We start from the raw sequence: 24061 nt of genomic DNA on the forward strand, positions 1-24061 counted from the left end.
GATCCTACGGTGCCATGCCGCTTTGACCACCGCGGGCGCCGCGCTGATTTGTTGGGAGTTTCCCCAATCATTCGCGCCGCCGGCCTACAGCGCCACGGTATGCTGCGCGCCGTGAGTTATGTGCAGCTTCTTCTCCCGGATTTCTCGCTGATCCTGTTCGGCTACCTGCTGTGCCGCTACACGCCCCTCAACCGCTCCGTCTGGCAGCCGGTGGAAAGCCTGGTGTATTACCTGCTGTTCCCGGTGCTGCTGTTCCAGTCCATCGTCAAGAGCCCCATCAACGTGGGCGAGGCCACCGGCCTGGTGGTGGCCGGCGTGGGCACGGGCCTGTGCGGCGTGGTGCTGGCCTACAGCCTGCCGCACCTGCCCTGGCTGGGCAGGCACATCGACCGGCGCGACCACGCGGCGGCGGCGCAGGTGGCTTTCCGCTTCAACTCCTTCATCGTGCTGGCCCTGGCCGAGCGCCTGGCGGGTGCGCAAGGCCTGCTCATGGTGGCGGTGCTGATTGGCGTGTGCGTACCGCTGCTGAACGTGGCCGCCGTGTGGCCCATGGCGCGCGGCGGCCAGCAGGGCTTCGTGCGCGAACTGCTGCGCAACCCGCTGATCATCGCCACGGCGACGGGGCTGGCGGCCAACCTGCTGGGCTTTCGCATCCCGCCGTGGCTGGAGCCCACGGTGGGTCGCATCAGCGCCGCGTCGCTGGCGCTGGGGCTCATGGCGGCGGGCGCGGGCATGCAGTTCGGCCTGCTCACGCGCAGCAAGCTGCTGTCCGTGTCGGTGTTGACCATTCGCCACCTCGCGCAGCCGCTGATCGCCTGGGGGTTCGCGCATCTGCTGGGGCTGGACGCCATACAGACCTCGGTGCTGATGGCGTTCTGCGCCGTGTCCACCGCATCCACCTGCTATGTACTCGCCGCACGCATGGGCTACAACGGCGCGTATGTCGCAGGCCTGGTCACGCTGTCCACCGTGCTGGGGGTGGTGAGCCTGCCCTTCGCTCTGGGCTTGTTGCGTTGACGCTATTTAATTAATAGCTACTCGCGCTTGTTCTGCAAGCGTTGCAGGCCATTTCTATTCATTTTCCTGTGCCAGCGCCCAGGCCACATGCTCGCGCACCAGCGGGCTCGGGTCATCGGCGCGTGCGGCCAGCGCCGCGCGAACGACAGGGTCGCGGGTCGCGCGCAACGCGTTGCCCAGCGCCACGGCGATGTTGCGCAGCCAGCGCTCATGGCCGATGCGACGGATCGGGCCGCCCTCGGTCATGCGCAGGAAGGTTTCCTCGTCCCATGTAAACAGATGCACGAGCTGCTGCCCCACCAGCCCCGCGCGCACATCGAAATCGGGCAGGCTGCTGGTCTGCGCGAACTTGTTCCACGGGCAGATGAGCTGGCAGTCGTCGCAGCCATAGATGCGGTTGCCCATGAGCGGACGCAACTCCAGCGGAATGGGCCCGGCGTGCTCGATGGTGAGGTAGGAGATGCAGCGGCGCGCATCCAGGCGGTACGGCGCGATGATGGCCTGCGTGGGGCAGACATCGATACATGCCTGGCAACTGCCGCAGTGGTGGGTGACGGGCTCGGTGGGTTCGAGGGGCATGTCCACATAGATCTCGCCCAGAAAGAACATCGAGCCGGCCTCGCGGCTCAGCACCAGCGTGTGCTTGCCGCGCCAGCCCTGGCCGCTGCGGCGCGCAAGCTCGGCCTCCAGCACCGGCGCCGAGTCGGTGAACACGCGGTGGCCAAAGGGCCCTACTGCCTCGGCGACGCGGTCGCTGAGCTTTTGCAGCCGCGCGCGCAGCACCTTGTGGTAGTCGCGTCCCCGGGCGTAGACGGAAACCACCGCCTCGGTGGGTCGCGCCAGCCGGCCAAGTTCAATGGCCTGCCAGCCTTCGGAGGCTTCCAGCGCCATCGCGCGCGGCAGGTAGTCCATGCGCGCGGTGATCACGCTCACGGTGCCGGGCACCAGCTCCGCCGGGCGGGCACGCTTCAGGCCATGCGCCGCCATGTAATGCATCTCGCCATGGAACCCTTGGGCCAGCCATTGCATCAATCCGGGCTCGGCGGAGGACAAGTCCACGCCGGCCACCTTGATTTGGGAAAATCCCAGCTCGCGGGCCCAGCCTTGTATTTGAGGAACGAGTTGACTGCTGCACACCATCAACACCCGATTGTAGAAACGCCGCACTGCCTGTCGCTGCAATGGAAGGACGAGGAGGACACGGCACGCTTCGCCGTGCGCCTGGCCGCGCAGCCCGGCCTGCGCAATGCCTTCATCGCCCTGCACGGCGACCTGGGCGCAGGCAAGACCACGCTGGTGCGCCACCTGCTGCGCGCCCTGGGCGTGCAGGGGCGCATCAAGAGCCCGACCTACGCCGTGGTCGAGCCGCACCAGGCACCAGGACTGAACATCTGGCACTTCGACTTCTACCGTTTCAGCGACCCGCGCGAGTGGGAAGACGCAGGCTTTCGCGACATCTTCGCCAGCCCCGGCCTGAAGCTGGCCGAGTGGCCTGGCCATGCAGGAACCCTCATCCCGCCTGCGGATATTGCTATTCACATTGAAGCGGAGGATGATTCAGCCCGGCACGTGACGCTGCGAGCCCACACGCCCCATGGCAGCGCCATACTGCAAGGACTGGACACCCCATGAGCGATGCCCGCCGCCCTTCCCCCCTTCACAGCCGCCGCACCCTGCTGCGCGCGGGTAGCCTGGTACTGCTGCTGGGCACGCAGCAGATCGCGCGCGGCGCCACCATCGTCGCGGTGCGTGTCTGGCCCGCGCCCGACTATTCACGGGTGACCATCGAATCGGACCGCGCGCTCACGGCCCGCCAGACCTTCGTGGACACGCCGCCGCGCCTGGCGGTGGACATCGAGGGCATCGACCTCAACCCCTCGCTGCGCGAACTGGTCGCCAAGGTGCGCGCAGACGACCCCAACATCGCCGGCATCCGCGTGGGCCAGAACGCGCCCGGCGTGGTGCGCCTGGTGGTGGACCTGAAGCAGGCGGCGCGACCGCAGGTCTTCACGCTGCAGCCCGTGGCCGCGTACCAGCACCGGCTGGTGTTCGACCTGTATCCCGCGCAGCCGCCCGACCCGCTGGAGGCACTGATCGCCGAGCGGCTGCGCGACGCCACCGCGCCGCTGCCCGGCAGCGCGGGTACAGGGCGCGCCATGGCAGCCACCCCATTGACGGACCCGCTGGGTGACCTGATTGCACGGCATTCCGCACCGCAGGCCATGCCCCCTGCCCTGCACGTGCCGGGCACGGCGGTGGCAACCGCACCCGTGGCGCCGGCACCCGCCGCCCCGGCGCGCCCTGCCGCGCCCGCCACCCCGCCTACGACGGCCCGCGCGGCGTATTCCACCGACCGCCTCATCATCATCGCGCTGGACCCCGGCCACGGCGGCGAAGACCCGGGCGCCATCGGACCGCGCGGCACGCGCGAAAAGGACGTGGTGCTGAAAGTGGCGCACCTGCTGCGCGACCGCATCAATGCCACGCAGGTGGGCGGCAACCCCATGCGCGCCTTTCTCACGCGCGACGGTGACTTCTTCGTGCCGCTGGCGGCGCGCGTGGACAAGGCGCGGCGCGTGCAAGCGGACCTGTTCGTGTCCATCCACGCCGACGCCTTCACCACCCCGTCGGCACGCGGCGCCAGCGTGTTCGCGCTGAGCCAGGGCGGCGCGTCCAGCTCGGCCGCGCGCTGGCTGGCCAACAAGGAGAATGAGGCCGACCTGATCGGCGGCGTGAACCTGGGCGCACAACAGGACCGCCATGTGCAGCGCGCGCTGCTGGACATGAGCACCACGGCGCAGATCAACGACAGCCTGAAGCTCGGCAGCGTGCTGCTGGGCGAGATCGGCGGCATGGCCAAGCTGCACAAGCCGCGCGTGGAGCAGGCGGGCTTTGCCGTGCTCAAGGCGCCCGACATTCCCAGCGTGCTGGTGGAGACGGCCTTCATCAGCAACCCCGAGGAAGAGTCCAAGCTGCGGTCCGCCGCGTATCAAGAGCAGTTGGCCGACGCGCTGATGCGCGGCATCGTCCGATACTTCGCGAAAAACCCGCCGCTGGCGCGCAGCCGCACCGTCTGAGCAGCGCGGCCGTGCCGGCGGCCAGGAGACCGCCATGGCACTGTCCCACGCCCAGTCCTGCGAAGTCGTCAGCCTCCGGCCCCTGGGGCCGCGCCTGCACGACACGCCCACCAGCGCCCTCATCAAGGCCGGCCAGCTGGAAGTGATCCGCGTGGTGCTGCCCGCCGGTAAAGAGCAGCACCAGCACGACGCACCGGGCGAAATCACGCTGCTGTGCCTGGAGGGCGAGGTGCTTTTCCAGGCCGGCGCGCAGTCGCACACCCTGCGCGAAGGCGACTTCCTGCACCTGGTGCCGCGCATTCCGCATGTGCTGCGGGCGCTGCAGGACGCCTCGCTGCTGGTGACGATCTGTCTCGCGCCGGGTTAAGGCCGAGGGCCGCCGCGTCCTACACGCGCCGGCAAGACGGGCCTACACCGGCGCAGGGCCGGCGGGGTGACAGTTGAGTCACGGCCCCACACCGGGGTCTGTTGACCATAAGGAGCCACCATGCAATACCGCCACCTTCTCTCCGCCGCCGCCTGCGCAGCCGCCCTGGGCCTGGTGGGCTGCTCGTCCAATCCCACCAACGCCCAGATCGGCACCGGTGTCGGCGCCGTGGCTGGCGGCGCACTCGGTAGCGCCGTGGGCGGCACGGCCGCCACCATTGGCGGCGCCGCTGCCGGCGCGCTGATCGGCCACGAACTGGGTGAAGACCGGGACCGCGATCGCCGCCGTTGACGGCCCGCCTGAGAGCCTCACCATGCAGAACGCCACCCCTCTCGCGAGGCGGTGGCGTTTTATATGGAATATGGCCCTAACGCGCTTCTAGCAAGCGCCACTAGCTATCTATTCAATAGCAACCGCAGTTCCTTGAGCCTTGCGCCCGGCGCGCCATGCGCCAAAGATGGCAATCAGGCCGGGGATGAAGATCATGGCCCAGATGATCTTGTCCAGATGCCGCTGCACCCAGGCCATGTTTCCAAAGAAGTACCCCGCGGTGCAGATGCCCACGACCCACAGTACCGCACCACCGACGTTGTAGGCCGTGAACTTGCCCCGCCCCATGGCCGCCACGCCGCCCACGAAGGGAGCGAACGTGCGGATGAAGGGCATGAAGCGCGCCAGCACGATGGTGATGCCGCCATAGCGCTCATAGAACGCATGGGCCTGGTCGAAGGCCTTCTTGTTGAACCAGCGCGAGCTTTCCCACTGGAATACCTTGGGTCCGAAATAGCGCCCGATGCTGTAGTTGCACTGGTCGCCCAGGATCGCCGCAGCCAGCAGAACCGCGCAGGCCAGCGGGAAATTCATCAGCCCTGCACCGCTGAGCGCCCCCACCACGAATAGCAGCGAGTCACCCGGCAGAAAGGGCATGACCACCACGCCCGTCTCCACGAACACGATGATGAACAGCAGCGCGTACACCCAGGGGCCATAGCTGGCCACGAAGGCGGCGAGATGCTTGTCCACATGCAGGATGAAATCGATCAGGAACGCAAAGACTTCCAAAACACAAACCTCCCGTTGGCGAAGTGCGCCGTAATGTACCCGCGCCCCCAATGCCCCTGGTTGCACCACACCACCATTGGCAATTGCTCACACTTGTTGGCAAATGGCAAACAAACCGCGGGGCACACTTCACACTGCCGCGCCATAGTGCACCCACGGCGTGCGCACCGCGCCGCACCTCATTACAAGACCATTTTCCCGAAAGGAACCGCCATGACCGTCCTCCGCCACAGCCGCCTGATCGCCACTGCCGCACTGCTCACGGGCGCCCTTGCACTGGGCGGCTGCGCCCACCGGCCCAGCAACGCACAGATCGGCACGGGCGTCGGCGCCGTGGCCGGCGGCCTGGTGGGCAGCGCGGTGTTCGGCTCCACGCTGGGTACCGTGGGCGGCGCCGCCGCCGGCGCGCTGATCGGCAACGAGGTCGGCCGCAACAACGACCGCGGCTACCGCCACCGCCACTGACCCTTACAGCACCCGCGGTCGCATCGCCACCTAAAATCCCCGCGTGACCGCACAGCCTTCCGACACCGCCCTCGCCCCCGCGCCCCGGCGCCCCATCCGCGACCTGCCCGACGAGCTCATCAGCCAGATCGCCGCGGGCGAAGTGGTGGAGCGCCCCGCGTCTGCCGTGCGCGAACTGGTGGACAACGCCCTGGATGCGGGCGCCACCCAGATCACCGTGCGCCTGCTGGCCGGCGGCGTGCGCCTGATCGCCGTGGAGGACGACGGCAGCGGCATCCCGCAGGATGAGCTGCCGGTGGCCCTGCGCCGCCACGCCACCAGCAAGATCACCAATCTGCACGACCTGGAATCGGTCGCCACCATGGGTTTTCGCGGCGAGGCGCTGGCCGCCATCGCGTCGGTGTCCGAGATGGCGCTGCTGTCGCGCACCGCGCAGCAGGCCAGCGCCTTTCTGCTGGATGCGCGCAGCGGCGAACTGCGCCCCGCGGCACGCAGCCGTGGCACGACCGTGGAGGTCAAGGAGTTGTTCTTCTCCACGCCCGCGCGGCGCAAATTCCTCAAGACCGACGCGACCGAGCTCGCCCACTGCATCGAGGCCGTACGCCGCCATGCGCTGGCGCGGCCCGATGTGGGCTTTGCCATCTGGCACGAAGGCAAGCTGGTGGAGCAGTGGCGCGCCACACTGGCTCCCGCTGCCACTGCGGACGAGGGCGAACGCCAGCAGGCCCTGCAGCAGCGCCTGAGCGACGTGCTGGGCGAGGACTTCATTCGCGACTCCGTACCTGTGCACCTGCGCCTGGGCGCGGTCACGGTGACGGGCCGCGCCGGGCTGCCCGACGCGGCCCGTTCGCGTGCAGACCAGCAGTTCTGCTACGTGAACGGCCGCTTCGTGCGCGACAAGGTGCTCACGCATGCTGCGCGCAGCGCCTACGAGGACGTGCTGCACGGCCACAAGCAGCCGGTGTACGCACTGTACATACAGATCGACCCGCAGCGTGTGGACGTGAACGTGCACCCGACCAAGATCGAGGTGCGCTTTCGCGACAGCCGCGAGGTGCACCAGGCCGTGCGCCACGCGGTGGAGAACGCTCTGGCGGCGCCGCGCGCGCAGGCGCTGGCGGCTGCCGCCGCTTCAACTTCTGTAGCGCCTGCCGCTCCATCCGTGGGCGATTCAGATAGAAACCCGGCTCATCCCCCCTATTGGCAAGCGCAATCAGCTATCAAATTTGAAGAGCGCGCAGGCCACAAGGTCTCTGACCTGCAAGCTCTATGGGGCACATCCACGGCTGCGCCACCGCCCGGTATGCCGGCAACCACCGCCATGGCACCGGTCGCTCCAGGCGCGCCCACGGCGCCGTCCTTCTCGCCCGCCAGCGCGGCTCCATTGGCTGCCGTCGACATGGCGACTGCGCACGTCGAGGATGGACACACCTGGCCGCTGGGCCGCGCCTTGGCGCAGGTCCATGGCGTGTATATCCTGGCCGAAAGCGCGCAGGGCTTGGTGGTGGTGGACATGCATGCGGCGCACGAACGCATCGTGTACGAGCGGCTCAAGGCCCAGGTGGACCAAGGTGCACGCATCGCCAGCCAGCCACTGCTCATCCCCGCCACCTTTGCCGCCACCCCCGAAGAGGTGGCGACCGCCGAGGCGCATGCCGACACGTTGGCCCGGCTGGGACTGGAGGTCGTGCCGTTCTCGCCGCGCACCCTGGCCGTGCGCGCCGTGCCCACCACGCTGGCCCAGGGCAACCCCGTGGAGCTGGCGCGCAGCGTGCTGGCTGAGCTGGCCACCCATGACGCCAGCACCGTGGTGCAGCGCGCGCAGAGCGAGATCCTTGCCACCATGGCCTGCCATGGCGCCGTGCGGGCCAATCGCCGGCTGACGCTGGACGAGATGAACGCCCTGCTGCGCCAGATGGAAGTCACCGATCGCTCCGACCAGTGCAACCACGGCCGCCCCACCTGGCGCCAGCTCAGCATGAAAGAGCTGGACGCGCTGTTCCTGCGCGGGCGCTGAGCGCATCCACACACCCTCTCACGCCGCTACCACCCAGCGGCATTCCCTTCTCCCCCGACTGCCTTGCACTGCCAGCGCTGCTTTGGCGGTGCCCAGGGCGGCGCAGCCGTGCCCCAGGTCAAACCGTTGCGCAATCCCGCGCAACAGGGCATTCGCCACTGACTTCGCACCAAAAGCGCGCAAGAAAACGCACCAGCAACGCGCGACAACCCCGAAAACCTGTCCCATTGCGAGGCATCAAATCCAAAATGGTGCATAACCACATGTCTTTTTGACATAATTCGATGCTGCATTGCCGCATCGCTAAATTTCCCTTGAGCAGAAAGTCCTTATGAAGCACCAATCCGTGGGCCATTTCCTTGAACAGGTTGCACAGCGCAACCCCGGCCAGCCTGAATACCTGCAAGCCGTGACCGAGGTCATGGAAAGCCTGTGGCCGTTCATCGAAAAGAACCCGCGCTATGCCGAGCAAGGCCTGCTGGAGCGCCTGGTGGAGCCCGAGCGGGTGGTGATGTTCCGCGTGTCCTGGTTCGACGATCACGGCAATGTGCATATCAACCGCGGCTATCGCATCCAGCACAGCATGGCGATCGGCCCTTACAAGGGCGGCCTGCGCTTTCACCCCTCGGTCAACCTGTCGGTGCTGAAGTTCCTGGCCTTCGAGCAGACCTTCAAGAACGCGCTGACCACGCTGCCCATGGGCGGCGGCAAGGGTGGCTCGGACTTCGACCCCAAGGGCAAGAGCCCGGCCGAAGTCATGCGCTTTTGCCAGGCCTTCGTGACGGAGCTGTTCCGCCACGTGGGTCCCGACACCGACGTGCCCGCGGGTGATATCGGGGTGGGCGGCCGTGAGGTCGGTTTCATGGCGGGCATGTACAAGAAGCTGGCCAACAACGCCGCCAGCGTGTTCACGGGCAAGGGCCTGGCCTTCGGCGGCTCGCTGATCCGCCCCGAGGCCACCGGCTACGGCACGGTGTACTTCGCCGACGAGATGCTCAAGACCCGCGGCCGCAGCTTCGACGGCCTGCGCGTGTCCGTGTCCGGCTCGGGCAACGTGGCCCAGTACGCCGTGGAAAAGGCCATGCAACTCGGCGCCAAGGTCATCACCGTGTCGGACTCCAGCGGCACCATCATCGACGAAGACGGCTTCACCCCCGAGAAGCTGGCCATCCTGATGGACGTAAAGAACCACCATTACGGCCGCGTGAGCGACTACGCCGCCCGCACCGGTGTGAAGTTCGAAGCCGGCGTGCGTCCCTGGCATGTCAAGGTGGACGTGGCTCTGCCCTGCGCTACGCAGAACGAACTGGACGAGAACGACGCCAACACCCTCATCAAGAACGGCGTGCTGTGCGTGGCTGAAGGCGCCAACATGCCTTCGACCAACGAGGCAGCCAAGCTGTTCGAGCAGGCGGGCGTGCTGTACGCACCGGGCAAGGCCAGCAACGCCGGTGGCGTGGCCACCTCGGGCCTGGAAATGAGCCAGAACGCGATGCGTCTGTCGTGGACCCGCGACGAAGTGGATGCGCGCCTGCTCCAGATCATGCAGGGCATCCACGCCGCCTGCCTGCAATACGGCAAGCGCGCCGATGGCAGCGTGAGCTACATCAACGGTGCCAACGTGGCTGGCTTCGTGAAGGTGGCCGACGCCATGCTGGCGCAAGGCGTGGTCTGATACTCCTGCGCAGGCCCCGCGCCTGCGGCACACCGCGCAAGCCGGCCCCTGGGCCGGCTTTTTTTTAGCGCTTGGCCGTCAGCAACAAGCCGCCTGCTCCCATGAAGAAGCCACCTGTGGCACGGTTCAGCCGCACCACGCCGCGCTGCGTGCGAATCACGCGGCGGATCTGCCGCCCGCACGTGGCATACACCGCTGTGGCCACGAATTCCGCCATCAGGTAGATGCTGCCCAGCACCAAGAACTGCCGCGCCGCGGGCTGTGCCGGATCGATGAACTGCGGGAAGATGGCCGCAAAGAGGATGATGGCCTTGGGGTTGGTGATGCCCAGCAGGAACTCCTGTGCCATCAGGGCGCGCACCGAGGCGCGCGCGGGTGCGGGTGCCTCATCTCCTTCGACCAGCGCCGCGCCACCGAACTCCCGGCTGCGCCATGCGCGCCAGCCAATCCAGAACAGATAAACGGCGCCGGCCCATTTGACGGCCGTGAATGCGGCCTCCGAAGCCAGCAGCATGGCCCCCAATCCCACGGCCGAGACACTGAGGAAAATGGCGAATGCGGCCACCCGCCCCACGGTCGCGATCAGCGCGGCCGCGACACCGGCGCGGATGCCGTTGTTGAGCCCGCAGAAATTGTTGGGGCCGGGCGTGAGCGCAATGGCAACGGCGGCGGGGGCAAACAGCAGGGCTTCCACGACAACTCCTTGCGCCAGCAGGCGCGGAAAAAGGTGCGCCAGTTTATTCCGGCAGTACCACCCGGTGGCGCCAGGGCAGATCGCCCAACGCATCGTAATGCGCCACTACTAACACGCGCCCAGCGGTGCGGGGTGCACTTGCCTCCCGCTGCAGCGCCTGCAGCAGGTAGGCAATGGACGCCTTGTCCAGGCCGGCCAGCGGCTCATCCAGCAATGTCAGTGGGGCGCCGCTGGCCAGTTCACCGGCCATCAGCACCTTGCGCTGGCTGCCTGCGGAAAGCTGGTGCATGGCCTTGTGCAAATGCCCGGCAATGCCCCAGCCCACGACGTGGGCGTGCCAGTCCTCCTCGGACCAGCGCGCATGGACCGTGCGCAGCCCGGCGGCCCAGTCCCGCGCCGTCATCGCCTGCGGCCACGGCGCGCGCGGGTCGCGCCAAAAGACCTGTGCCCGGTATTGCGCAGGATTCTGCGTCGCGCTCGTGCCATGCAGCAGCATCCGCCCGGCCTGCGGCGCCCACTCTCCGGCCATCAGGCGCAACAGGCTGGTCTTGCCCGCCCCGTCCCCACCCTGCACCAGCACCAGGCCTGCGGGAAAATCCGCGCTCCAATGCTGGAACAAGGGCCGTTGCGCAAAGCCGAAGCAGATCCCGTCGGCCCGCAACGCGGGCGGGGATGCAATAGGCTCGGGGCACTTCAGCATGATTTCTCCTGAAGAAACAGCGCCCGCATCACAGGGCTGGGTTGTCGCATGACTTTGCATTTTCTGGATTTTGACTACAGCGAGGATGAGGAAGGCACGGCCACCTGGGATGCCGTGGCCAGCGTGCCCACGGATCGCCTGCCCGAGCTGCTAGCGGAGATTACAGCGCTGCTGGACTGGGCGCACACCGAGTTCGGCGCTCTGCGCGGCCCGGTCGAGACGGGAGGACTGTGGGACTACGACCTGCATTGCGAGCGCGACGGGTTGCCCTTGCTGGCGCTGGGGTTCGACATCCACGAACGGCAAATTCATCCACGACCACAATCCCAGCCCCAGGCGTGGGTGACCTTGACGCTGACCCTCAGTGGTGGCCCGGCCTTTGCAGCGGCGTTCGTGGACCGCTTCGGCGCCGCGTAACCCAGCGACTCTTCCGCCCTACACTGGCGCATGGCAAGGTCCACCAACGCTCAGAAAAAACCCCAGGACATGCGCCACCTGATGAGGGAACTGGCGCCGTTCCTGCGTCCCTATCGGATACACCTCGCTGGCGCGATGGCGTTTCTGCTGCTCGCCGCCTTGGCAACGCTGGCCTTTCCCACGGCCCTGCGTCAATTGATCGATGGTGCGATTAGCGCTGCCACCCCGGGGGGAAAGGGCGTCGGCGCACCGGCCTTGCGCACGCACTTTGCAGTGCTGTTCGCGGTCGCCGTGGCACTTGGATTGGCGTCGGCCGCACGCTACTACCTCATGAGCTGGCTGGGCGAACGCGTCACGGCAGATCTGCGCAACGCCGTCTACGCACACGTGCTGCGGCAGAGCCCGGAGTTCTTTGAAACCACGCAAACGGGGGAAGTGCTGTCGCGCCTCACGGCCGACACGACACTGGTGCAGACCGTCGTGGGCTCATCGCTGTCCATGGGGCTGCGCAATGCCGTGCTGGGCGCCGGGGCGCTGGGCATGCTGATCTGGAGCACACCCTACGTGATGGCGCTCGCCTTCGGGGCCATCGTCGCCATCGTGCTGCCGTCGATGTGGATCGGACGGCGTGTACGGCGTCTGTCACGCGCAAGCCAGGACCGCGTGGCAGATGCCAGCGCCATCGCCGCAGAGGTGTTGGGCGCCATTCCCGTGGTGCAAAGCTACACCGCAGAAGCGCGCGAGGCCGCCCGCTTCGCGGCGGCTACGGAGAGTGCGCTGCGTGCAGCCCTGCGCCGCAGCGGCGCCCGTGCAGCGCTGATGGCCTTCATCATCATTGCCAGCGCCGCGCTGTTGCTGTGGGGGTTGTATCTCGGAGCCCAGGCGGTCCTTGCAGGGACGCTCTCGGCCGGGCAACTGGGGCAGACCATTCTCTATGCGATGTTTCTCGCGGGTGCCGTAGCCGTGCTGGGCGAGGTCTATGGCGACCTGTTGCGCGCCGCGGGTGCGATGGAGCGGCTGATGGAACTGCTCGCAACACGCCCCACGCTTGCCGCACCATCCCGGCCCGCCATGCCGCGGGCCACAGACCTTTCGATCGAGTTCACGGGCGTAGGCTTCTCCTATCCCTCGCGCCCCGTGCCACCCGCGCTGCGCCACTTCGACCTGCGCCTGCTGCCAGGAGAAACCGTTGCGTTGGTGGGCAGCAGCGGCGCCGGCAAGTCCACCGTCTTTCAATTGCTGCAACGCTTCTACGACGTGAGCGAGGGCCGCATCACGTTGGGTGGCGTGGATTTGCGCGACATGGACCCGCAGGTGCTGCGAAGCCACATTGGCGTGGTTCCGCAAGACGCCGAGATTTTTTCCGCATCGGCCCTGGACAATATCCGCTATGGCGATCCGCAGGCGAGCCGGCACGCGGTGGAAGCAGCGGCACGCGCCGCATTTGCCCATGAATTCATCGACGCGCTGCCGCAGGGGTACGACACCTTTCTCGGCGAGCATGGCGTGCGCCTCTCAGGAGGCCAACGCCAGCGCATTGCCATAGCCCGCGCGCTGCTGAAGAACGCCCCCGTACTGCTCCTGGACGAGGCCACAAGCGCCCTGGACGCGCACAGCGAGCGTGCCGTGCAGCTTGCGCTGGACACCGCGCTTCGCCAGCATTCCCGCCAACGTATTACCCTGGTCATCGCCCACCGGCTGGCCACCGTCCAGCATGCGGACCGCATTGTGGTCATGGACCATGGAAGCATGGTCGAGCAGGGGCGGCATGAGGGCTTGCTGCATCAGGGCGGCGTCTATGCCCGCTTGGCAGCGCTGCAGTTCTCGCGTTGAAGGGTCATTGGGGGCGGCGCCGACGCGCTAGAGCCAGCCAGAGCCAGAACCCTAGTGCAGAGGCTCTTTCGCTGCCTGCGGCAACGCCAGCGGCAGCACTGCAATACCCTCATCCAGCAGCTCGGCGGTTTCCTGGGGCGTCGCTTGGCCGCGTATGCCGCGCTCTTCCGTCTCGCCGTAGTGCATGCGGCGTGCCTCGGATGCGAAGCGGTCTCCCACGTCCTCGGTCTGCGCCATGACCCGGCGCGCCATGGCAAGCCATGCGGCCTGAAAGGCAGCGGATACCCCCTCTGGCGGAACGGGAGCGGGAGCCGTCGCAGCGGCTTCCCGCGATGTGGAGGCCCCGGTGCTCAGGTTCAACCGGGGAGCGCTGACCCCCTTGCGCACCTGCGAGTCTCCGCACATCGGACACTGCACCAGGCCACGGGCCTGCTGGCTGTGAAAGACGCCCTCACTCGCAAACCAGCCTTCAAACGTGTGGTCGAGCGAACACAGCAGGTCGAGTACCTTCAAGGCCAACCCTCATCAGTCCTCGGCGGCGCTGCGGTCGCGGCGACGCATCAGGTAGCGGTAGACGAACCCCGGAAATGCCAGCGTCACGAACAACGCCCCGGTGACCGCGTAGAACTCCCAGCCCTGGGGCGAAATCTGCCCCGCCCGTTTTTCGAGCGCCAACGCCAGACCACCGACCAGGAAGTACAGCAACACCAATTCCAGCGCGCGGACGAAGAAGGGTTTGCCTTCCCGGGCGCGCGCGCCGACGACCAGCCACCGGTCATTGATGAAAGGGAGATTGGCCGCCACAAGGGCGGCCAAAATTACCAGCCAGATGGCCCCCGTCTGGGTCATGGCATCCGCGACGCCCGGTCAGGTGGCGAGGGCGCGCACGATGGCATCGGCGCACAGGGCCATGAGCCCACCCGGCAGCAGTCCCAGGACCAGGACCAGAGCGCCATTGATGGTCAGCACCACACGCACGTCCAACGGTGCGGACACGCTGGTAGCAGTCAATGGTGCGTCGAAGTACATCACCTTCACCACGCGCAGGTAGTAGAACGCGCCGATCAACGACATCATGACGGCGAATACCGCCAAGGCGATGTGCAGTACCTGCCCGGACGCGACCAGCGCTTGCAGCACGGCCAGCTTGGCATAGAAACCGACCAGCGGCGGAATGCCGGCCATCGAGAACAGACACACGGCCATCACGCCTGCGTACAGCGGGCTGCGCTGGTTCAGACCGGCCAGGTCGGAAATTTCTTCGCTTTCAAAACCTTCGCGCGCCAACAGCAGGATCACACCGAAGGCCGCCAACGTGGTGAGCACATAGGTCACCACGTAGAACATGGCGGAGCTGTAGGCGTTCTCCACAGCGGTGGCGTCCACGTTGCCATGCACCACACCCGACATCAGGCCCAGTAGCACGAATGCCATCTGCGAGATCGTCGAGTACGCCAGCATGCGCTTGAGATTGGTCTGCATGATCGCAGCCAGGTTACCCACCAGCAGCGACCCGATGGCCAGTACCGCGAGCATCTGCTGCCAGTCGATGGCCAGCGGCAACAGGCCGTCCACCAGCAGGCGGATGGTCATGGCGAACGCGGCCAGCTTGGGGGCGCTACCGATGAACAGCGTCACGGCCGTCGGCGCGCCCTGGTACACGTCAGGCACCCACATATGGAACGGAACCACGCCCATCTTGAAAGCCAGCCCGGCGACCACGAACACCAGACCGAACACCAGTACCTGGTGACGGATCTGCCCCGCGTTAATGGCCTTGAATACCTGGCCGATGTCCAGCGAACCGGTGGCGCCGTAGAGCATGGACAGGCCATACAGCAGGAAGCCGCTGGCCATGGCGCCCAGTACGAAATACTTCATCGCGGCCTCGGTGGCCGTGGTGTTGTCGCGCCGCAGGGCCACCAGGGCATAGCTGGAGAGCGTGAGCAGTTCCAGGCCCAGATAGATCAGCAGGAAGTTGTTGGCCGAGATCAGCACGAACATCCCCAGCAGAGCGAGCATGGTCAGAGTAAACAACTCACCACCACGCAGCATGTCGCGGTCCGCGGCATAGGGACGGCCATAAACGAGCAGGACCATCACAGCCACGGTCGCGAAGCACTTGAGCCAATTGCCCATGGCATCGCTGACCACCATGTTGCCCCAGGCATAGAAGGTGTTGCCACTGCTCGCGTACATGGCCTGGAGCGCCGCCACCACCGCCAGGGTGAGCATGGTGAGCACGTAGGTTCCCGTGCGGCGCGCGCTGCTGACGCCCAGATCCACCAGGGCAATCACGCAAGCCATGACCAGCAGCACGATCTCGGGATAAATCGCCAGCCAGCTGATGTTGTCAATCATCTCGTATCTCTCGGTTCAGTCTGGTCAGTTGAGCTTGGATTGCGCCACATGCTTGAGCAACTCTGCCACGGACACATCCATCACGTCCGTGAAGGGCTTGGGATAGACGCCCATGTACAGCACGGCAATCGCCAGCAATCCCAGCACAAGGAATTCCCGTCTGCCAATATCCGTCAGGCCGCGCACGTTGTCGTTCGTGACGGGGCCCAGGTAGACGCGCTTGTACATCCATAGCGAATAGCTGGCGCCCAGGATCAACGCCAACGCCGCACCAAGACCGACCCAAAAGTCGAACTTCACGGCGGCGATGATGACCATCCATTCACCGACGAAGCCCGCCGTAGCCGGCAGCCCGCAATTGGCCATGGTGAACAGCAGCGCAAAGGCCGCGAACTTGGGCATGGTGTTGACCACGCCGCCATAGGAAGCGATCTCGCGCGAATGCACGCGGTCGTACAGCACGCCAATGCACAGGAACATAGCGCCGGACACGAAGCCGTGCGCAATCATCTGGACCAGGCCGCCCGACACACCCATGTCATTGAAGACGAAGAAGCCCAGCGTGACAAAGCCCATGTGCGCAACCGACGAGTAGGCCACGAGTTTCTTCATGTCCTTTTGCACCATGGCCACCAGCCCCACGTAGATCACAGCCACCAGCGACAGGGTGATCATCAGCCACGCCCATTCGCGCGAAGCGTCCGGCGCGATCGGCAGCGAGAAGCGCAGGAAACCATACGCGCCCAGCTTCAGCATGATGGCGGCCAGCACTGCGGAGCCGCCCGTGGGCGCTTCCACGTGCACATCGGGCAGCCAGGTATGCACCGGCCACATTGGCACCTTCACGGCAAATGCCGCGAAGAAGGCGAAGAAGAGCAGGGTCTGCGCGGTCGCCGACAGGGGCAGCTTGTGCCACGTAGCGATGTCAAAGCTGCCGCCGGACTGGTTGTACAGGTAGATGAACGCAATCAGCGTGAGCAGCGAGCCCAGCAGCGTGTACAGGAAAAACTTGAAAGCCGCGTAAATCTTGTTCGGCCCGCCCCAGATACCGATGATCAGGTACATCGGGATCAGCGTGGCCTCGAAGAACACGTAGAACAACATGCCGTCCATGGCGCTGAAGACGCCGACCATCAGACCCGAAAGGATCAGGAACGCGCCCATGTACTGATTCACCCGCTCGGTGATCGATTCCCAGGAGGCAATCACGACGATGACGGTGATGAACGCCGTCAGCGGCACGAACCAGAAAGCGATGCCGTCCACACCCAGGTGGTAGTAGACGTTGAAGCGCTCGATCCACATGGACTTTTCGACAAACTGCGCAGCCGCGCTGCCGTTGTCGAAGCCGCCCATGAGCGGGAGCGTGACAGCCAAACCCAGCAGCGCGCCGATGAGCGCCAGCCAGCGGACCATGCGTGCATGCTCGTCGCGCCCCAAGGCCAGCAGGAGGGTGCCGAAGGCAATGGGCACCCAGATGGCAAGACTCAACAAACCCATTTTCTTTTTTCTCCTACTTGTTGAGCCAGACGAAATAAGTCATGAGCGCGAACACACCCAGGATCATCACCAGCGCATAGTGGTAGACATAGCCCGACTGGAGCCAGCGCACCAGGCCTGCGATACGTCCCACGAGCTTCCACGAGCCGTTCACGAGGGCCCCGTCGATCACGCCTTGGTCGCCGCCCTTCCACAGGGCAATGCCCAAGCCGCGGGCACCACGCGCGATGATGTTCTCGTTGATCCAGTCGAGGTAGTACTTGTTTTCGAACAAGGTATAGATCGGCTGGAACATACGCTTGATGGCCGCGGGCAGCGCCGGGTTGACCATGTACATGTAGTACGCCATCGCGACGCCAGCCAGTGCCAGCCAGAACGGTGCCGTCTGCAGGCCGTGCAGAGCCATGGCCAACGGACCGTGGAAGATCTCCGCCAGTTCCGCCATCGCGGGGTGCTTGGCGGCGTCCACGAAGATCACGTCCTTGAAGAAATCGCCAAACAGCATCGGCTGGATGGTCATGAAGCCGATCAGTACGGAGGGAATGGCCAACAGAATCAGCGGCACGGTCACCACCCACGGGGACTCATGCGGCTCATGATGGTCATCGTGGCCATGGTGGTCGCCGTGGTGCGCATCGGGATTCTGGTCGTAGCGTTCCTTGCCGTGGAACACAAGGAAATACATACGGAAGGAGTAGAACGCCGTCACGAACACGCCGGCCAGTACGGCGAAATGGGCGAAGCCCGCAGCCGGCAGCGTGCTGGCATGCACCGCCTCGATGATGCTGTCCTTGGAATAGAAGCCTGAGAACAGCGGCGTGCCGATCAGGGCCAGAGATCCCAACAGCGAGGTAATCCAAGTGATAGGCATGTATTTGCGCACGCCTCCCATCCAGCGGATGTCCTGGTTGTGGTGCATGCCCATGATCACCGAGCCGGCGCCCAGGAACAGCAAGGCCTTGAAGAACGCATGCGTCATCAGGTGGAAGACGGCCACCGAATAGGCCGATGCGCCCAGGGCGACGGTCATGTAACCCAGCTGCGACAGCGTGGAATACGCCACCACCCGCTTGATGTCGTTCTGGATGATGCCCAGGAAACCCATGAACAGTGCGGTGATCGCGCCGATCACCAGAATGAAGTTCAGCGCGGTATCCGACAACTCAAACAGCGGCGACATGCGCGACACCATGAAAATGCCGGCCGTCACCATGGTGGCCGCGTGAATCAGCGCCGAAATCGGTGTCGGGCCTTCCATCGAGTCGGGCAGCCACACGTGCAGCGGGAACTGAGCAGACTTGCCCATCGCGCCGATGAACAGGCAGATGCAGATCACGGTGATCAGCATCCAGTCGGTGCCGGGGAAGCCAATCGCGCCCAGTTCGCCCGACTTGGCGAAGATCTCGCTGTAGTTGAAGGTGCCCGCGTAGGCAGCGATCAAGCCAATGCCAAGGATGAAGCCGAAGTCGCCGACGCGGTTGACCAGAAAGGCCTTCATGTTGGCGAAGATCGCCGACTGTTTGTTGAACCAGAAGCCGATCAGCAGGTAGGACACCAAGCCCACCGCCTCCCAGCCAAAAAACAGTTGCAGCAGGTTGTTGCTCATGACAAGCATGAGCATGGAGAACGTGAACAGCGAGATGTAGGCAAAGAAACGGTTATAGCCTTCGTCCTCCTCCATGTAGCCGATGGTGTAGATGTGCACCATCAAGGAGACGAAGGTCACCACGCACATCATCATGGCGGTAAGGCTGTCGATGAGGAAGCCCACCTCCATCTTCAGACCGCCCACCACCATCCACGTATAGATGGTCTCGTTGAAACGGGCGCCATCCACAGCCACGCTCTTGAGCGTCATCGCCGAGAGCACGAAGGCGACCAACACCCCCAGGATGGTGAGCGAATGGGAAGCACGGCGACCGAACCAGTTGCCGCCGAAGGCCGTGCCAAAGATGCCCGCAAGCACGGAGCCGACGAGCGGCGCCAGGGGCACCGCCAGCAGCGTCGAAGCAGAAAGGGTTTGACTCATTCTTGAGAACCTTGCAAGTACCGGGGCGACCCATCAACCCTTGAGGGTGTTGAGATCTTCCGCATCAATGCTGGTCTTGTTACGGAACAGCAGCACCAGGATGGCCAGGCCAATGGCGGACTCAGCAGCCGCCACCGTGAGGATGAAGAACACGAATACCTGACCGTGCATATCGCCCAGGTAATGAGAAAACGCCACGAAGTTGATGTTGACCGCGAGCAGCATCAGCTCGATCGCCATGAGCAGGACGATGAGGTTCTTACGGTTCAGGAAGATGCCAATCACCGCCAGGGCGAACAGCATGGCGCCTAGCGAGAGAAAGTGACCCAGAGTCAATGTCATTGCTTCTTCTCCTCTGCAGACTCGGGGACTGCTGGCGCAGCGGCCTGCTGCGTGACGGGCAACTGGACCATGACAAGGCGATCACGGGCACGCACGCGCACCTGCTCCGAAGGGTCAATGGCCTTGGAGTCCTTGCGCTGGCGCAAGGTCAGGGCGATGGCTGCAATCATGGCCACCAGCAGGATCACCGCAGCCACTTCAACGGGGTACAGGTACTCTGTGTAGAGCAGTTTGCCCAAGGCTTTGGTGTTCGAGTAAGGCACCACCTGCCCCGCAGCATTCACCAGCACTTCAACGGCCTTGGGCTCTTCGATGCCGCGAAAACCAGTCATGAGCACAGCGGCCATCTCGAATGCCACCAGGGCACCGATGAATGCCGCCAAAGGAAAGTGCTTCCAGAAACCGCGTCGCACGGTATCGATGCGGATGTCCAGCATCATCACGACAAAGAGGAACAGCACCATCACGGCGCCCAGGTAGACGAGCACCAGCGTGATGGCGAGGAATTCCGCCTTCAGCAGAAACCACACGCCGGCGGCCTGCGAGAAGGCAAGAATCAGATGCAGCACGGCATGCACGGGGTTGCGCGCCGTGATGACCCGGAAGGCCGCGTACAGCAGCACTACCGAGAACAAGTAGAAGAAACCGGTTTTGGCGTCCATGAATCGGGTCTTTTCAAAAAGTCAGGTGCGGTGAGGCAACCCGATCAACGGTACTTGGCGTCCGCCGCCTTGGCGGCTGCGATCTCGGGCTCGTAGCGGTCGCCCACGGCCAGCAGCATGTCCTTGGTGAAGTACAGATCACCGCGCTTCTCGCCGTGGTATTCGAAGATCTGCGTCTCCACGATGGAATCCACCGGGCAGCTCTCTTCGCAAAAGCCACAAAAAATGCACTTGGTCAGGTCGATGTCATAACGGGTGGTACGGCGCGAACCGTCCTCACGCACGTCGGACTCGATGGTGATCGCCAGCGCCGGGCACACCGCTTCGCACAGCTTGCAGGCAATGCAGCGCTCTTCGCCGTTGTCATAACGGCGCAGCGCGTGCAGGCCGCGAAAGCGCGGCGACAACGGTGTCTTCTCCTCGGGGAACTGCACAGTGACCTTGCGACGGAAGGTATAGCGACCGGTCAGGGCCATGCCCTTCGCCAGTTCCCAGAGCATGAAGCTCTTGAAGAAATCCTTGATTGAAAAGGATGCAGGAGCAGCAACAGCAGCCATGGATGTCCCCGCTTATTTCCAGATGTTCCAGGGCGACAGCAACCAGGCGCCCACGATCAACAGCCATACCAGCGTGACCGGAATAAAGATCTTCCAACCCAGACGCATGATCTGGTCATAGCGGAAGCGCGGGAACGTGGCGCGAATCCAGATGAACATGGATACCACCAGGAACGTCTTGATGCCCAGCCAGATCCAGCCCGGAACGAAGCCCAGGGCTTCGATCGGCGGCAGCCAGCCGCCCAGGAACATCACCACCGCCAGGATGGAAACCAGCCACATGCTGGCGTATTCGGCCAGGAAGAAGATGGCGAAACCCATGCCTGAATACTCGACCATGTGACCGGCGACGATTTCCGCCTCACCTTCCACCACGTCAAACGGGTGGCGGTTCACTTCGGCCACGCCCGAGATCAGGTAGACCAAGAAGATGGGCAGCAGGGGCAGCCAATTCCACGACAGGAAGTTCAGGCCCATGGCCGCCATCGTGCCCTGCCCTTGGCCCAGCACGATCTCGGTCAGGTTCATGCTGCCCGATACCATGATGACGACCAGGAAGCAGAAACCCATGGCAATTTCGTAGCTCACCATCTGCGCAGACGCACGCAGCGCGCCCAGAAAGGCGTACTTGGAGTTGGACGCCCACCCCGCAATGATCACGCCGTAGACCTCGATGGAGGTGATGGCCATGATCAGCAACAGACCCGCATTGACGTTGGCAAGCGCTACATCGGGTCCGAAGGGAATCGCCACCCAGGCCGCCAGGGCAGGCATGATGGCCATGACCGGGCCGAGGTAGAACAAGCCCTTGGCCGCGGCCGTGGGCTGGATCAACTCCTTCGAGAGCAATTTCAGACCGTCAGCCAGAGGTTGCAGCAAACCGAAGGGGCCCACGCGGTTGGGCCCCATGCGCACCTGCATGAAGCCCAGCAGCTTGCGCTCCCACAGCGTCAGATAGGCCACGGCACCCATCAGGGGACCCACGATGCAGACGATCTTGACCAGGATCCAGAGTACGGGCCAAGCCACCCCGGTCCACCATCCGGCCGCAACCAGATTGAGGCCGCCGTTGTAGATTGCATCGATCATGCGGCGACTCCTTCACGTGCCGCGCGCGCGTCGGCAGTCAGTTGCAGCGACGGTGCGCGGCGCACCAGGCTGTCGAGCTGATAGATGGCTGCCACGACGGGTTCAGCACACTCGCCGCCCAGCTTCGGCTCGGCCGATGTGGCGTTGCTCAGGCGCTCCGCCGGCAGCTGCGTGCACTCACCTGCGGGCTTGCCGGTCGCACGGACCAGCACGTCCTGGGACGTCTCGTAGTCCATGCCTTCCAGGCCGAGCAGATTGCCCAGCACGCGCAATACCTTCCACGCAGGACGCGCCTCACCGGCCGGCTTGACCACGGCATGGAAGCTCTGCAGGCGCCCTTCGGCGTTGACGAAACTGCCCGAGGTCTCGGAGAACGGAGCGATCGGCAGCAGCACGTCGCTGAACTCGAGGTTGGTCTTGAACGGGCTCAGCGTGACGACCATGTCGGTCTGCGCCAAAGCCTGAGCCGCTGCAGCACCCAGGGCGGAGTCGTGCTCAGGCTCCACATTCAGCAGCAGGGCTGCCTTCAGGCGGCCATCCAGCATTTGTGCAGCGTTCAGCCCGCCCTCTTGGGGTTGCGCACCCACGAACTGCGCACCGACCGTATTGGCGGCCTCCGTCAGGTAACCCACCGTCGCTCCGGTCTGGGCACCGATCCACTGCGCCAGCGCCAGCAGGCTCGACGCTTGGGCATGATGGGCAGCACCATTGCCCAGCAGAATGGCTTTGCGCTCCCCCGTCAGCAATGCAGCAGCAATGGCCCGGGCTTCTTCGCTGGTGGCAGCCCCTTGCACGGGGGCAGCCACGCCCTTCTCTGCAGCGATGGCGGCTGCGACTTCCGCCAGCGCCGTGCTCCAGCCGGCCGCTGGGGCCAGCTTGGTGCGGACATTCGGAATAGCCCAATCATTTGCTACTGAATTAATAGCGTTTACCGCGCACCCATGGCGCGCTGCCTGCCGAATTCGCTGTGCAAACAAGGGATGGTCCTTGCGCAGATTCGAGCCAACGACCAACACGGACTGCAGCGTGCTCAGGGATGCGATGGACGTCCCCAGCCAGCGCACACCTTCGGCCTTGCCGAACTCCGCATGGCGCAGACGGTGGTCGATGTTGTCGCTACCCAACCCGCGCATCAGCGCGCCGGCCAGGAACAACTCTTCTACTGTGCTGTGCGGGCTTACCAGCGCTCCGATGCTCTGGGCGCCGTGCTCGGTTTTGACGCACCGCAGACCGTTGGCCACATATTCCAGAGCCGTCTGCCAATCGACTTCCTTCCACTCCCCGCCCTGTTTGAGCATCGGACGTGTCAGGCGGTCGGGGGAATTCAATGCCTCATAGGAAAAACGGTCGCGATCAGCAATCCAGCACTCGTTGACATCCTCGTTCTCGAACGGGACGACGCGCATGACCTTGTGGTTCTTGACCTGCACAATGAGATTGGCGCCCGTGGAGTCGTGCGGACTCACGGATTTGCGGCGAGACAGTTCCCACGTGCGGGCGCTGTAGCGGAAGGGCTTGCTGGTCAGCGCCCCCACCGGGCACAGGTCGATCATGTTGCCCGACAGTTCCGAGTCGACGGTATCGCCGATCACGGTCGTGATCTCCGAATGCTCGCCGCGGTTCACCATGCCGAGTTCCATCACGCCTGCGATTTCCTGGCCGAAACGAACGCAACGCGTGCAATGGATGCAGCGGGTCATCTCTTCCATGGAGATCAGTGGGCCCACGTCCTTGTGCGCCACCACGCGCTTTTCCTCGCCGTAGCGCGAGGAATCGCCGCCATAACCTACGGCCAGATCCTGCAACTGGCATTCGCCGCCCTGGTCGCAGATGGGGCAGTCCAGCGGGTGATTGATGAGCAGAAACTCCATCACCGATTGCTGGGCCTTGATCGCCTTGTCGCTCTTGGTGCGCACGATCATGCCCTGCGTCACGGGTGTGGCGCATGCTGGCAGGGGTTTGGGGGCCTTCTCCACCTCCACCAGGCACATGCGGCAATTGGCGGCAATGGAAAGCTTCTTGTGGTAGCAGAAATGGGGAATGTAGGTACCCACCTTCTCGGCCGCATGCATCACCATGCAGCCTTCGGTGACTTCTACCTTCTTCCCGTCCAGTTCGATTTCAACCATATGCTGTA

Annotated in this window: 24 protein-coding genes; 10 read left to right on the plus strand and 14 right to left on the minus strand. The window is 64.8% G+C overall.

All coding sequences use genetic code 11. From position 1 onward, the window contains the following. Positions 1–99 precede the first annotated feature (99 nt). Positions 100–1017: an AEC family transporter gene (locus MRB47_RS13785; protein ID WP_011804426.1), complete on the plus strand. Its 918-nt coding sequence runs from the start codon at positions 100–102 to the stop codon at positions 1015–1017. 54 nt (positions 1018–1071) lie between these two features. Here the strand turns inward: MRB47_RS13785 and queG are convergent, their stop codons facing one another. Further along, a complete protein-coding gene (queG, locus tag MRB47_RS13790) occupies positions 1072–2127 on the minus strand; it encodes a tRNA epoxyqueuosine(34) reductase QueG (RefSeq protein ID WP_252102633.1) in 1056 nt (351 codons plus the stop codon). A 12-nt stretch (positions 2128–2139) separates the two neighbouring features. Here queG and tsaE point away from each other — a divergent pair, with 12 nt between their 5' ends. From tsaE to MRB47_RS13810, 4 genes are all read left to right on the plus strand, one after another. Next, the gene (tsaE, locus tag MRB47_RS13795; RefSeq protein ID WP_376748839.1) at positions 2140–2649 is read left to right on the plus strand and encodes a tRNA (adenosine(37)-N6)-threonylcarbamoyltransferase complex ATPase subunit type 1 TsaE; all 510 of its coding nucleotides are present in this window, start codon (positions 2140–2142) and stop codon (positions 2647–2649) included. After that, positions 2646–4094, plus strand: coding sequence for an N-acetylmuramoyl-L-alanine amidase (locus tag MRB47_RS13800; protein ID WP_252100975.1), 1449 nt, complete (start codon positions 2646–2648; stop codon positions 4092–4094). The genes tsaE and MRB47_RS13800 overlap by 4 nt, the downstream gene beginning before the upstream one ends. Positions 4095–4128: 34 nt before the next feature. Then, on the plus strand, positions 4129–4461 hold the full coding sequence (locus tag MRB47_RS13805; protein WP_252100976.1) for a cupin domain-containing protein: 333 nt from the start codon (positions 4129–4131) through the stop codon (positions 4459–4461). Positions 4462–4581: 120 nt separating this feature from the next. Then, positions 4582–4812: a glycine zipper domain-containing protein gene (locus MRB47_RS13810; protein WP_015912630.1), complete on the plus strand. Its 231-nt coding sequence runs from the start codon at positions 4582–4584 to the stop codon at positions 4810–4812. 108 nt (positions 4813–4920) lie between these two features. On the opposite strand, the gene MRB47_RS13815 is transcribed toward MRB47_RS13810, so the two are convergent. Continuing rightward, a complete protein-coding gene (locus MRB47_RS13815) occupies positions 4921–5583 on the minus strand; it encodes a DedA family protein (RefSeq protein WP_015912629.1) in 663 nt (220 codons plus the stop codon). Between the two features lie 213 nt (positions 5584–5796). Here MRB47_RS13815 and MRB47_RS13820 point away from each other — a divergent pair, with 213 nt between their 5' ends. From MRB47_RS13820 to gdhA, 3 genes are all read left to right on the plus strand, one after another. Next, positions 5797–6048 carry a glycine zipper domain-containing protein gene (locus MRB47_RS13820; protein WP_011804420.1) on the plus strand — a complete coding sequence of 84 codons (252 nt, stop codon included), beginning with the start codon at positions 5797–5799 and terminating at the stop codon, positions 6046–6048. Between the two features lie 43 nt (positions 6049–6091). After that, entirely contained in the window at positions 6092–8065 is a 1974-nt protein-coding gene (mutL, locus tag MRB47_RS13825) for a DNA mismatch repair endonuclease MutL (protein WP_252100977.1), read from the plus strand. 331 nt (positions 8066–8396) lie between these two features. Next, a complete protein-coding gene (gene gdhA, locus MRB47_RS13830; protein ID WP_015912627.1) occupies positions 8397–9740 on the plus strand; it encodes an NADP-specific glutamate dehydrogenase in 1344 nt (447 codons plus the stop codon). Positions 9741–9804: 64 nt separating this feature from the next. Here gdhA and MRB47_RS13835 read toward each other — a convergent pair whose 3' ends face one another. Together MRB47_RS13835 and MRB47_RS13840 are read right to left on the minus strand one after the other, a co-directional pair. Continuing rightward, positions 9805–10434: a LysE family translocator gene (locus MRB47_RS13835; protein WP_015912626.1), complete on the minus strand. Its 630-nt coding sequence runs from the start codon at positions 10432–10434 to the stop codon at positions 9805–9807. 43 nt (positions 10435–10477) lie between these two features. Beyond that, on the minus strand, positions 10478–11134 hold the full coding sequence (locus tag MRB47_RS13840) for an ATP-binding cassette domain-containing protein (protein ID WP_015912625.1): 657 nt from the start codon (positions 11132–11134) through the stop codon (positions 10478–10480). 48 nt (positions 11135–11182) lie between these two features. Between MRB47_RS13840 and MRB47_RS13845 the strand changes: the two genes are divergently transcribed. Beyond that, complete coding sequence (locus tag MRB47_RS13845) at positions 11183–11551, plus strand: hypothetical protein (protein ID WP_015912624.1); 369 nt, start codon at positions 11183–11185, stop codon at positions 11549–11551. Positions 11552–11581: 30 nt separating this feature from the next. Next, on the plus strand, positions 11582–13384 hold the full coding sequence (locus MRB47_RS13850) for an ABC transporter transmembrane domain-containing protein (protein WP_252100978.1): 1803 nt from the start codon (positions 11582–11584) through the stop codon (positions 13382–13384). Between the two features lie 51 nt (positions 13385–13435). Here the strand turns inward: MRB47_RS13850 and MRB47_RS13855 are convergent, their stop codons facing one another. From MRB47_RS13855 to nuoG, 10 genes are read right to left on the minus strand one after another with little or no spacing between them, the layout of a single operon-like run. Next, positions 13436–13897, minus strand: a complete 462-nt coding sequence (locus MRB47_RS13855) for a DUF1178 family protein (RefSeq protein ID WP_252100979.1) — start codon at positions 13895–13897, stop codon at positions 13436–13438. Between the two features lie 12 nt (positions 13898–13909). Then, positions 13910–14233, minus strand: coding sequence for a DUF2818 family protein (locus MRB47_RS13860; RefSeq protein WP_252100980.1), 324 nt, complete (start codon positions 14231–14233; stop codon positions 13910–13912). An 18-nt stretch (positions 14234–14251) separates the two neighbouring features. After that, positions 14252–15745 carry an NADH-quinone oxidoreductase subunit NuoN gene (nuoN, locus tag MRB47_RS13865; protein WP_015912620.1) on the minus strand — a complete coding sequence of 498 codons (1494 nt, stop codon included), beginning with the start codon at positions 15743–15745 and terminating at the stop codon, positions 14252–14254. A 24-nt stretch (positions 15746–15769) separates the two neighbouring features. After that, the gene (locus tag MRB47_RS13870; RefSeq protein WP_252100981.1) at positions 15770–17245 is read right to left on the minus strand and encodes an NADH-quinone oxidoreductase subunit M; all 1476 of its coding nucleotides are present in this window, start codon (positions 17243–17245) and stop codon (positions 15770–15772) included. Positions 17246–17258: 13 nt separating this feature from the next. After that, positions 17259–19274 (minus strand): NADH-quinone oxidoreductase subunit L, encoded by a 2016-nt coding sequence (nuoL, locus tag MRB47_RS13875; RefSeq protein ID WP_015912618.1) that lies wholly within the window; start codon positions 19272–19274, stop codon positions 17259–17261. A 33-nt stretch (positions 19275–19307) separates the two neighbouring features. After that, on the minus strand, positions 19308–19616 hold the full coding sequence (nuoK, locus tag MRB47_RS13880) for an NADH-quinone oxidoreductase subunit NuoK (protein WP_015912617.1): 309 nt from the start codon (positions 19614–19616) through the stop codon (positions 19308–19310). Continuing rightward, positions 19613–20278, minus strand: coding sequence for an NADH-quinone oxidoreductase subunit J (locus MRB47_RS13885; RefSeq protein ID WP_015912616.1), 666 nt, complete (start codon positions 20276–20278; stop codon positions 19613–19615). The genes nuoK and MRB47_RS13885 overlap by 4 nt, the downstream gene beginning before the upstream one ends. A gap of 44 nt (positions 20279–20322) precedes the next feature. Continuing rightward, a complete protein-coding gene (nuoI, locus tag MRB47_RS13890) occupies positions 20323–20835 on the minus strand; it encodes an NADH-quinone oxidoreductase subunit NuoI (protein WP_015912615.1) in 513 nt (170 codons plus the stop codon). Positions 20836–20847: 12 nt separating this feature from the next. After that, a complete protein-coding gene (gene nuoH / locus MRB47_RS13895) occupies positions 20848–21924 on the minus strand; it encodes an NADH-quinone oxidoreductase subunit NuoH (protein ID WP_015912614.1) in 1077 nt (358 codons plus the stop codon). Further along, positions 21921–24053: an NADH-quinone oxidoreductase subunit NuoG gene (gene nuoG, locus MRB47_RS13900; RefSeq protein ID WP_252100982.1), complete on the minus strand. Its 2133-nt coding sequence runs from the start codon at positions 24051–24053 to the stop codon at positions 21921–21923. Before nuoG ends, nuoH begins: the two co-directional genes overlap by 4 nt. Between the last annotated feature and the right edge of the window lie 8 nt (positions 24054–24061).

Origin of the sequence: Diaphorobacter sp. LI3 (genome assembly GCF_022807955.1) — a bacterium.
GTDB lineage: Bacteria > Pseudomonadota > Gammaproteobacteria > Burkholderiales > Burkholderiaceae_C > Diaphorobacter > Diaphorobacter nitroreducens.

Excerpts from the sequence above, each read along its gene's own strand:
- MRB47_RS13810 (WP_015912630.1), top strand. The coding sequence starts at position 4,582 with ATGCAATACCGCCACCTTCTCTCCGCCGCCGCCTGCGCAGCCGCCCTG.
- MRB47_RS13850 (WP_252100978.1), top strand. The coding sequence starts at position 11,582 with ATGGCAAGGTCCACCAACGCTCAGAAAAAACCCCAGGACATGCGCCAC.
- nuoG (WP_252100982.1), bottom strand. The coding sequence starts at position 24,053 with ATGGTTGAAATCGAACTGGACGGGAAGAAGGTAGAAGTCACCGAAGGC.
- nuoN (WP_015912620.1), bottom strand. The coding sequence starts at position 15,745 with ATGATTGACAACATCAGCTGGCTGGCGATTTATCCCGAGATCGTGCTG.
- gdhA (WP_015912627.1), top strand. The coding sequence starts at position 8,397 with ATGAAGCACCAATCCGTGGGCCATTTCCTTGAACAGGTTGCACAGCGC.
- MRB47_RS13885 (WP_015912616.1), bottom strand. The coding sequence starts at position 20,278 with ATGGACGCCAAAACCGGTTTCTTCTACTTGTTCTCGGTAGTGCTGCTG.
- nuoI (WP_015912615.1), bottom strand. The coding sequence starts at position 20,835 with ATGGCTGCTGTTGCTGCTCCTGCATCCTTTTCAATCAAGGATTTCTTC.
- MRB47_RS13870 (WP_252100981.1), bottom strand. The coding sequence starts at position 17,245 with ATGGGTTTGTTGAGTCTTGCCATCTGGGTGCCCATTGCCTTCGGCACC.
- MRB47_RS13785 (WP_011804426.1), top strand. The coding sequence starts at position 100 with ATGCTGCGCGCCGTGAGTTATGTGCAGCTTCTTCTCCCGGATTTCTCG.
- MRB47_RS13800 (WP_252100975.1), top strand. The coding sequence starts at position 2,646 with ATGAGCGATGCCCGCCGCCCTTCCCCCCTTCACAGCCGCCGCACCCTG.
- MRB47_RS13820 (WP_011804420.1), top strand. The coding sequence starts at position 5,797 with ATGACCGTCCTCCGCCACAGCCGCCTGATCGCCACTGCCGCACTGCTC.
- nuoH (WP_015912614.1), bottom strand. The coding sequence starts at position 21,924 with ATGATCGATGCAATCTACAACGGCGGCCTCAATCTGGTTGCGGCCGGA.
- MRB47_RS13840 (WP_015912625.1), bottom strand. The coding sequence starts at position 11,134 with ATGCTGAAGTGCCCCGAGCCTATTGCATCCCCGCCCGCGTTGCGGGCC.
- MRB47_RS13845 (WP_015912624.1), top strand. The coding sequence starts at position 11,183 with ATGACTTTGCATTTTCTGGATTTTGACTACAGCGAGGATGAGGAAGGC.
- MRB47_RS13805 (WP_252100976.1), top strand. The coding sequence starts at position 4,129 with ATGGCACTGTCCCACGCCCAGTCCTGCGAAGTCGTCAGCCTCCGGCCC.
- nuoK (WP_015912617.1), bottom strand. The coding sequence starts at position 19,616 with ATGACATTGACTCTGGGTCACTTTCTCTCGCTAGGCGCCATGCTGTTC.
- nuoL (WP_015912618.1), bottom strand. The coding sequence starts at position 19,274 with ATGAGTCAAACCCTTTCTGCTTCGACGCTGCTGGCGGTGCCCCTGGCG.
- MRB47_RS13860 (WP_252100980.1), bottom strand. The coding sequence starts at position 14,233 with ATGACCCAGACGGGGGCCATCTGGCTGGTAATTTTGGCCGCCCTTGTG.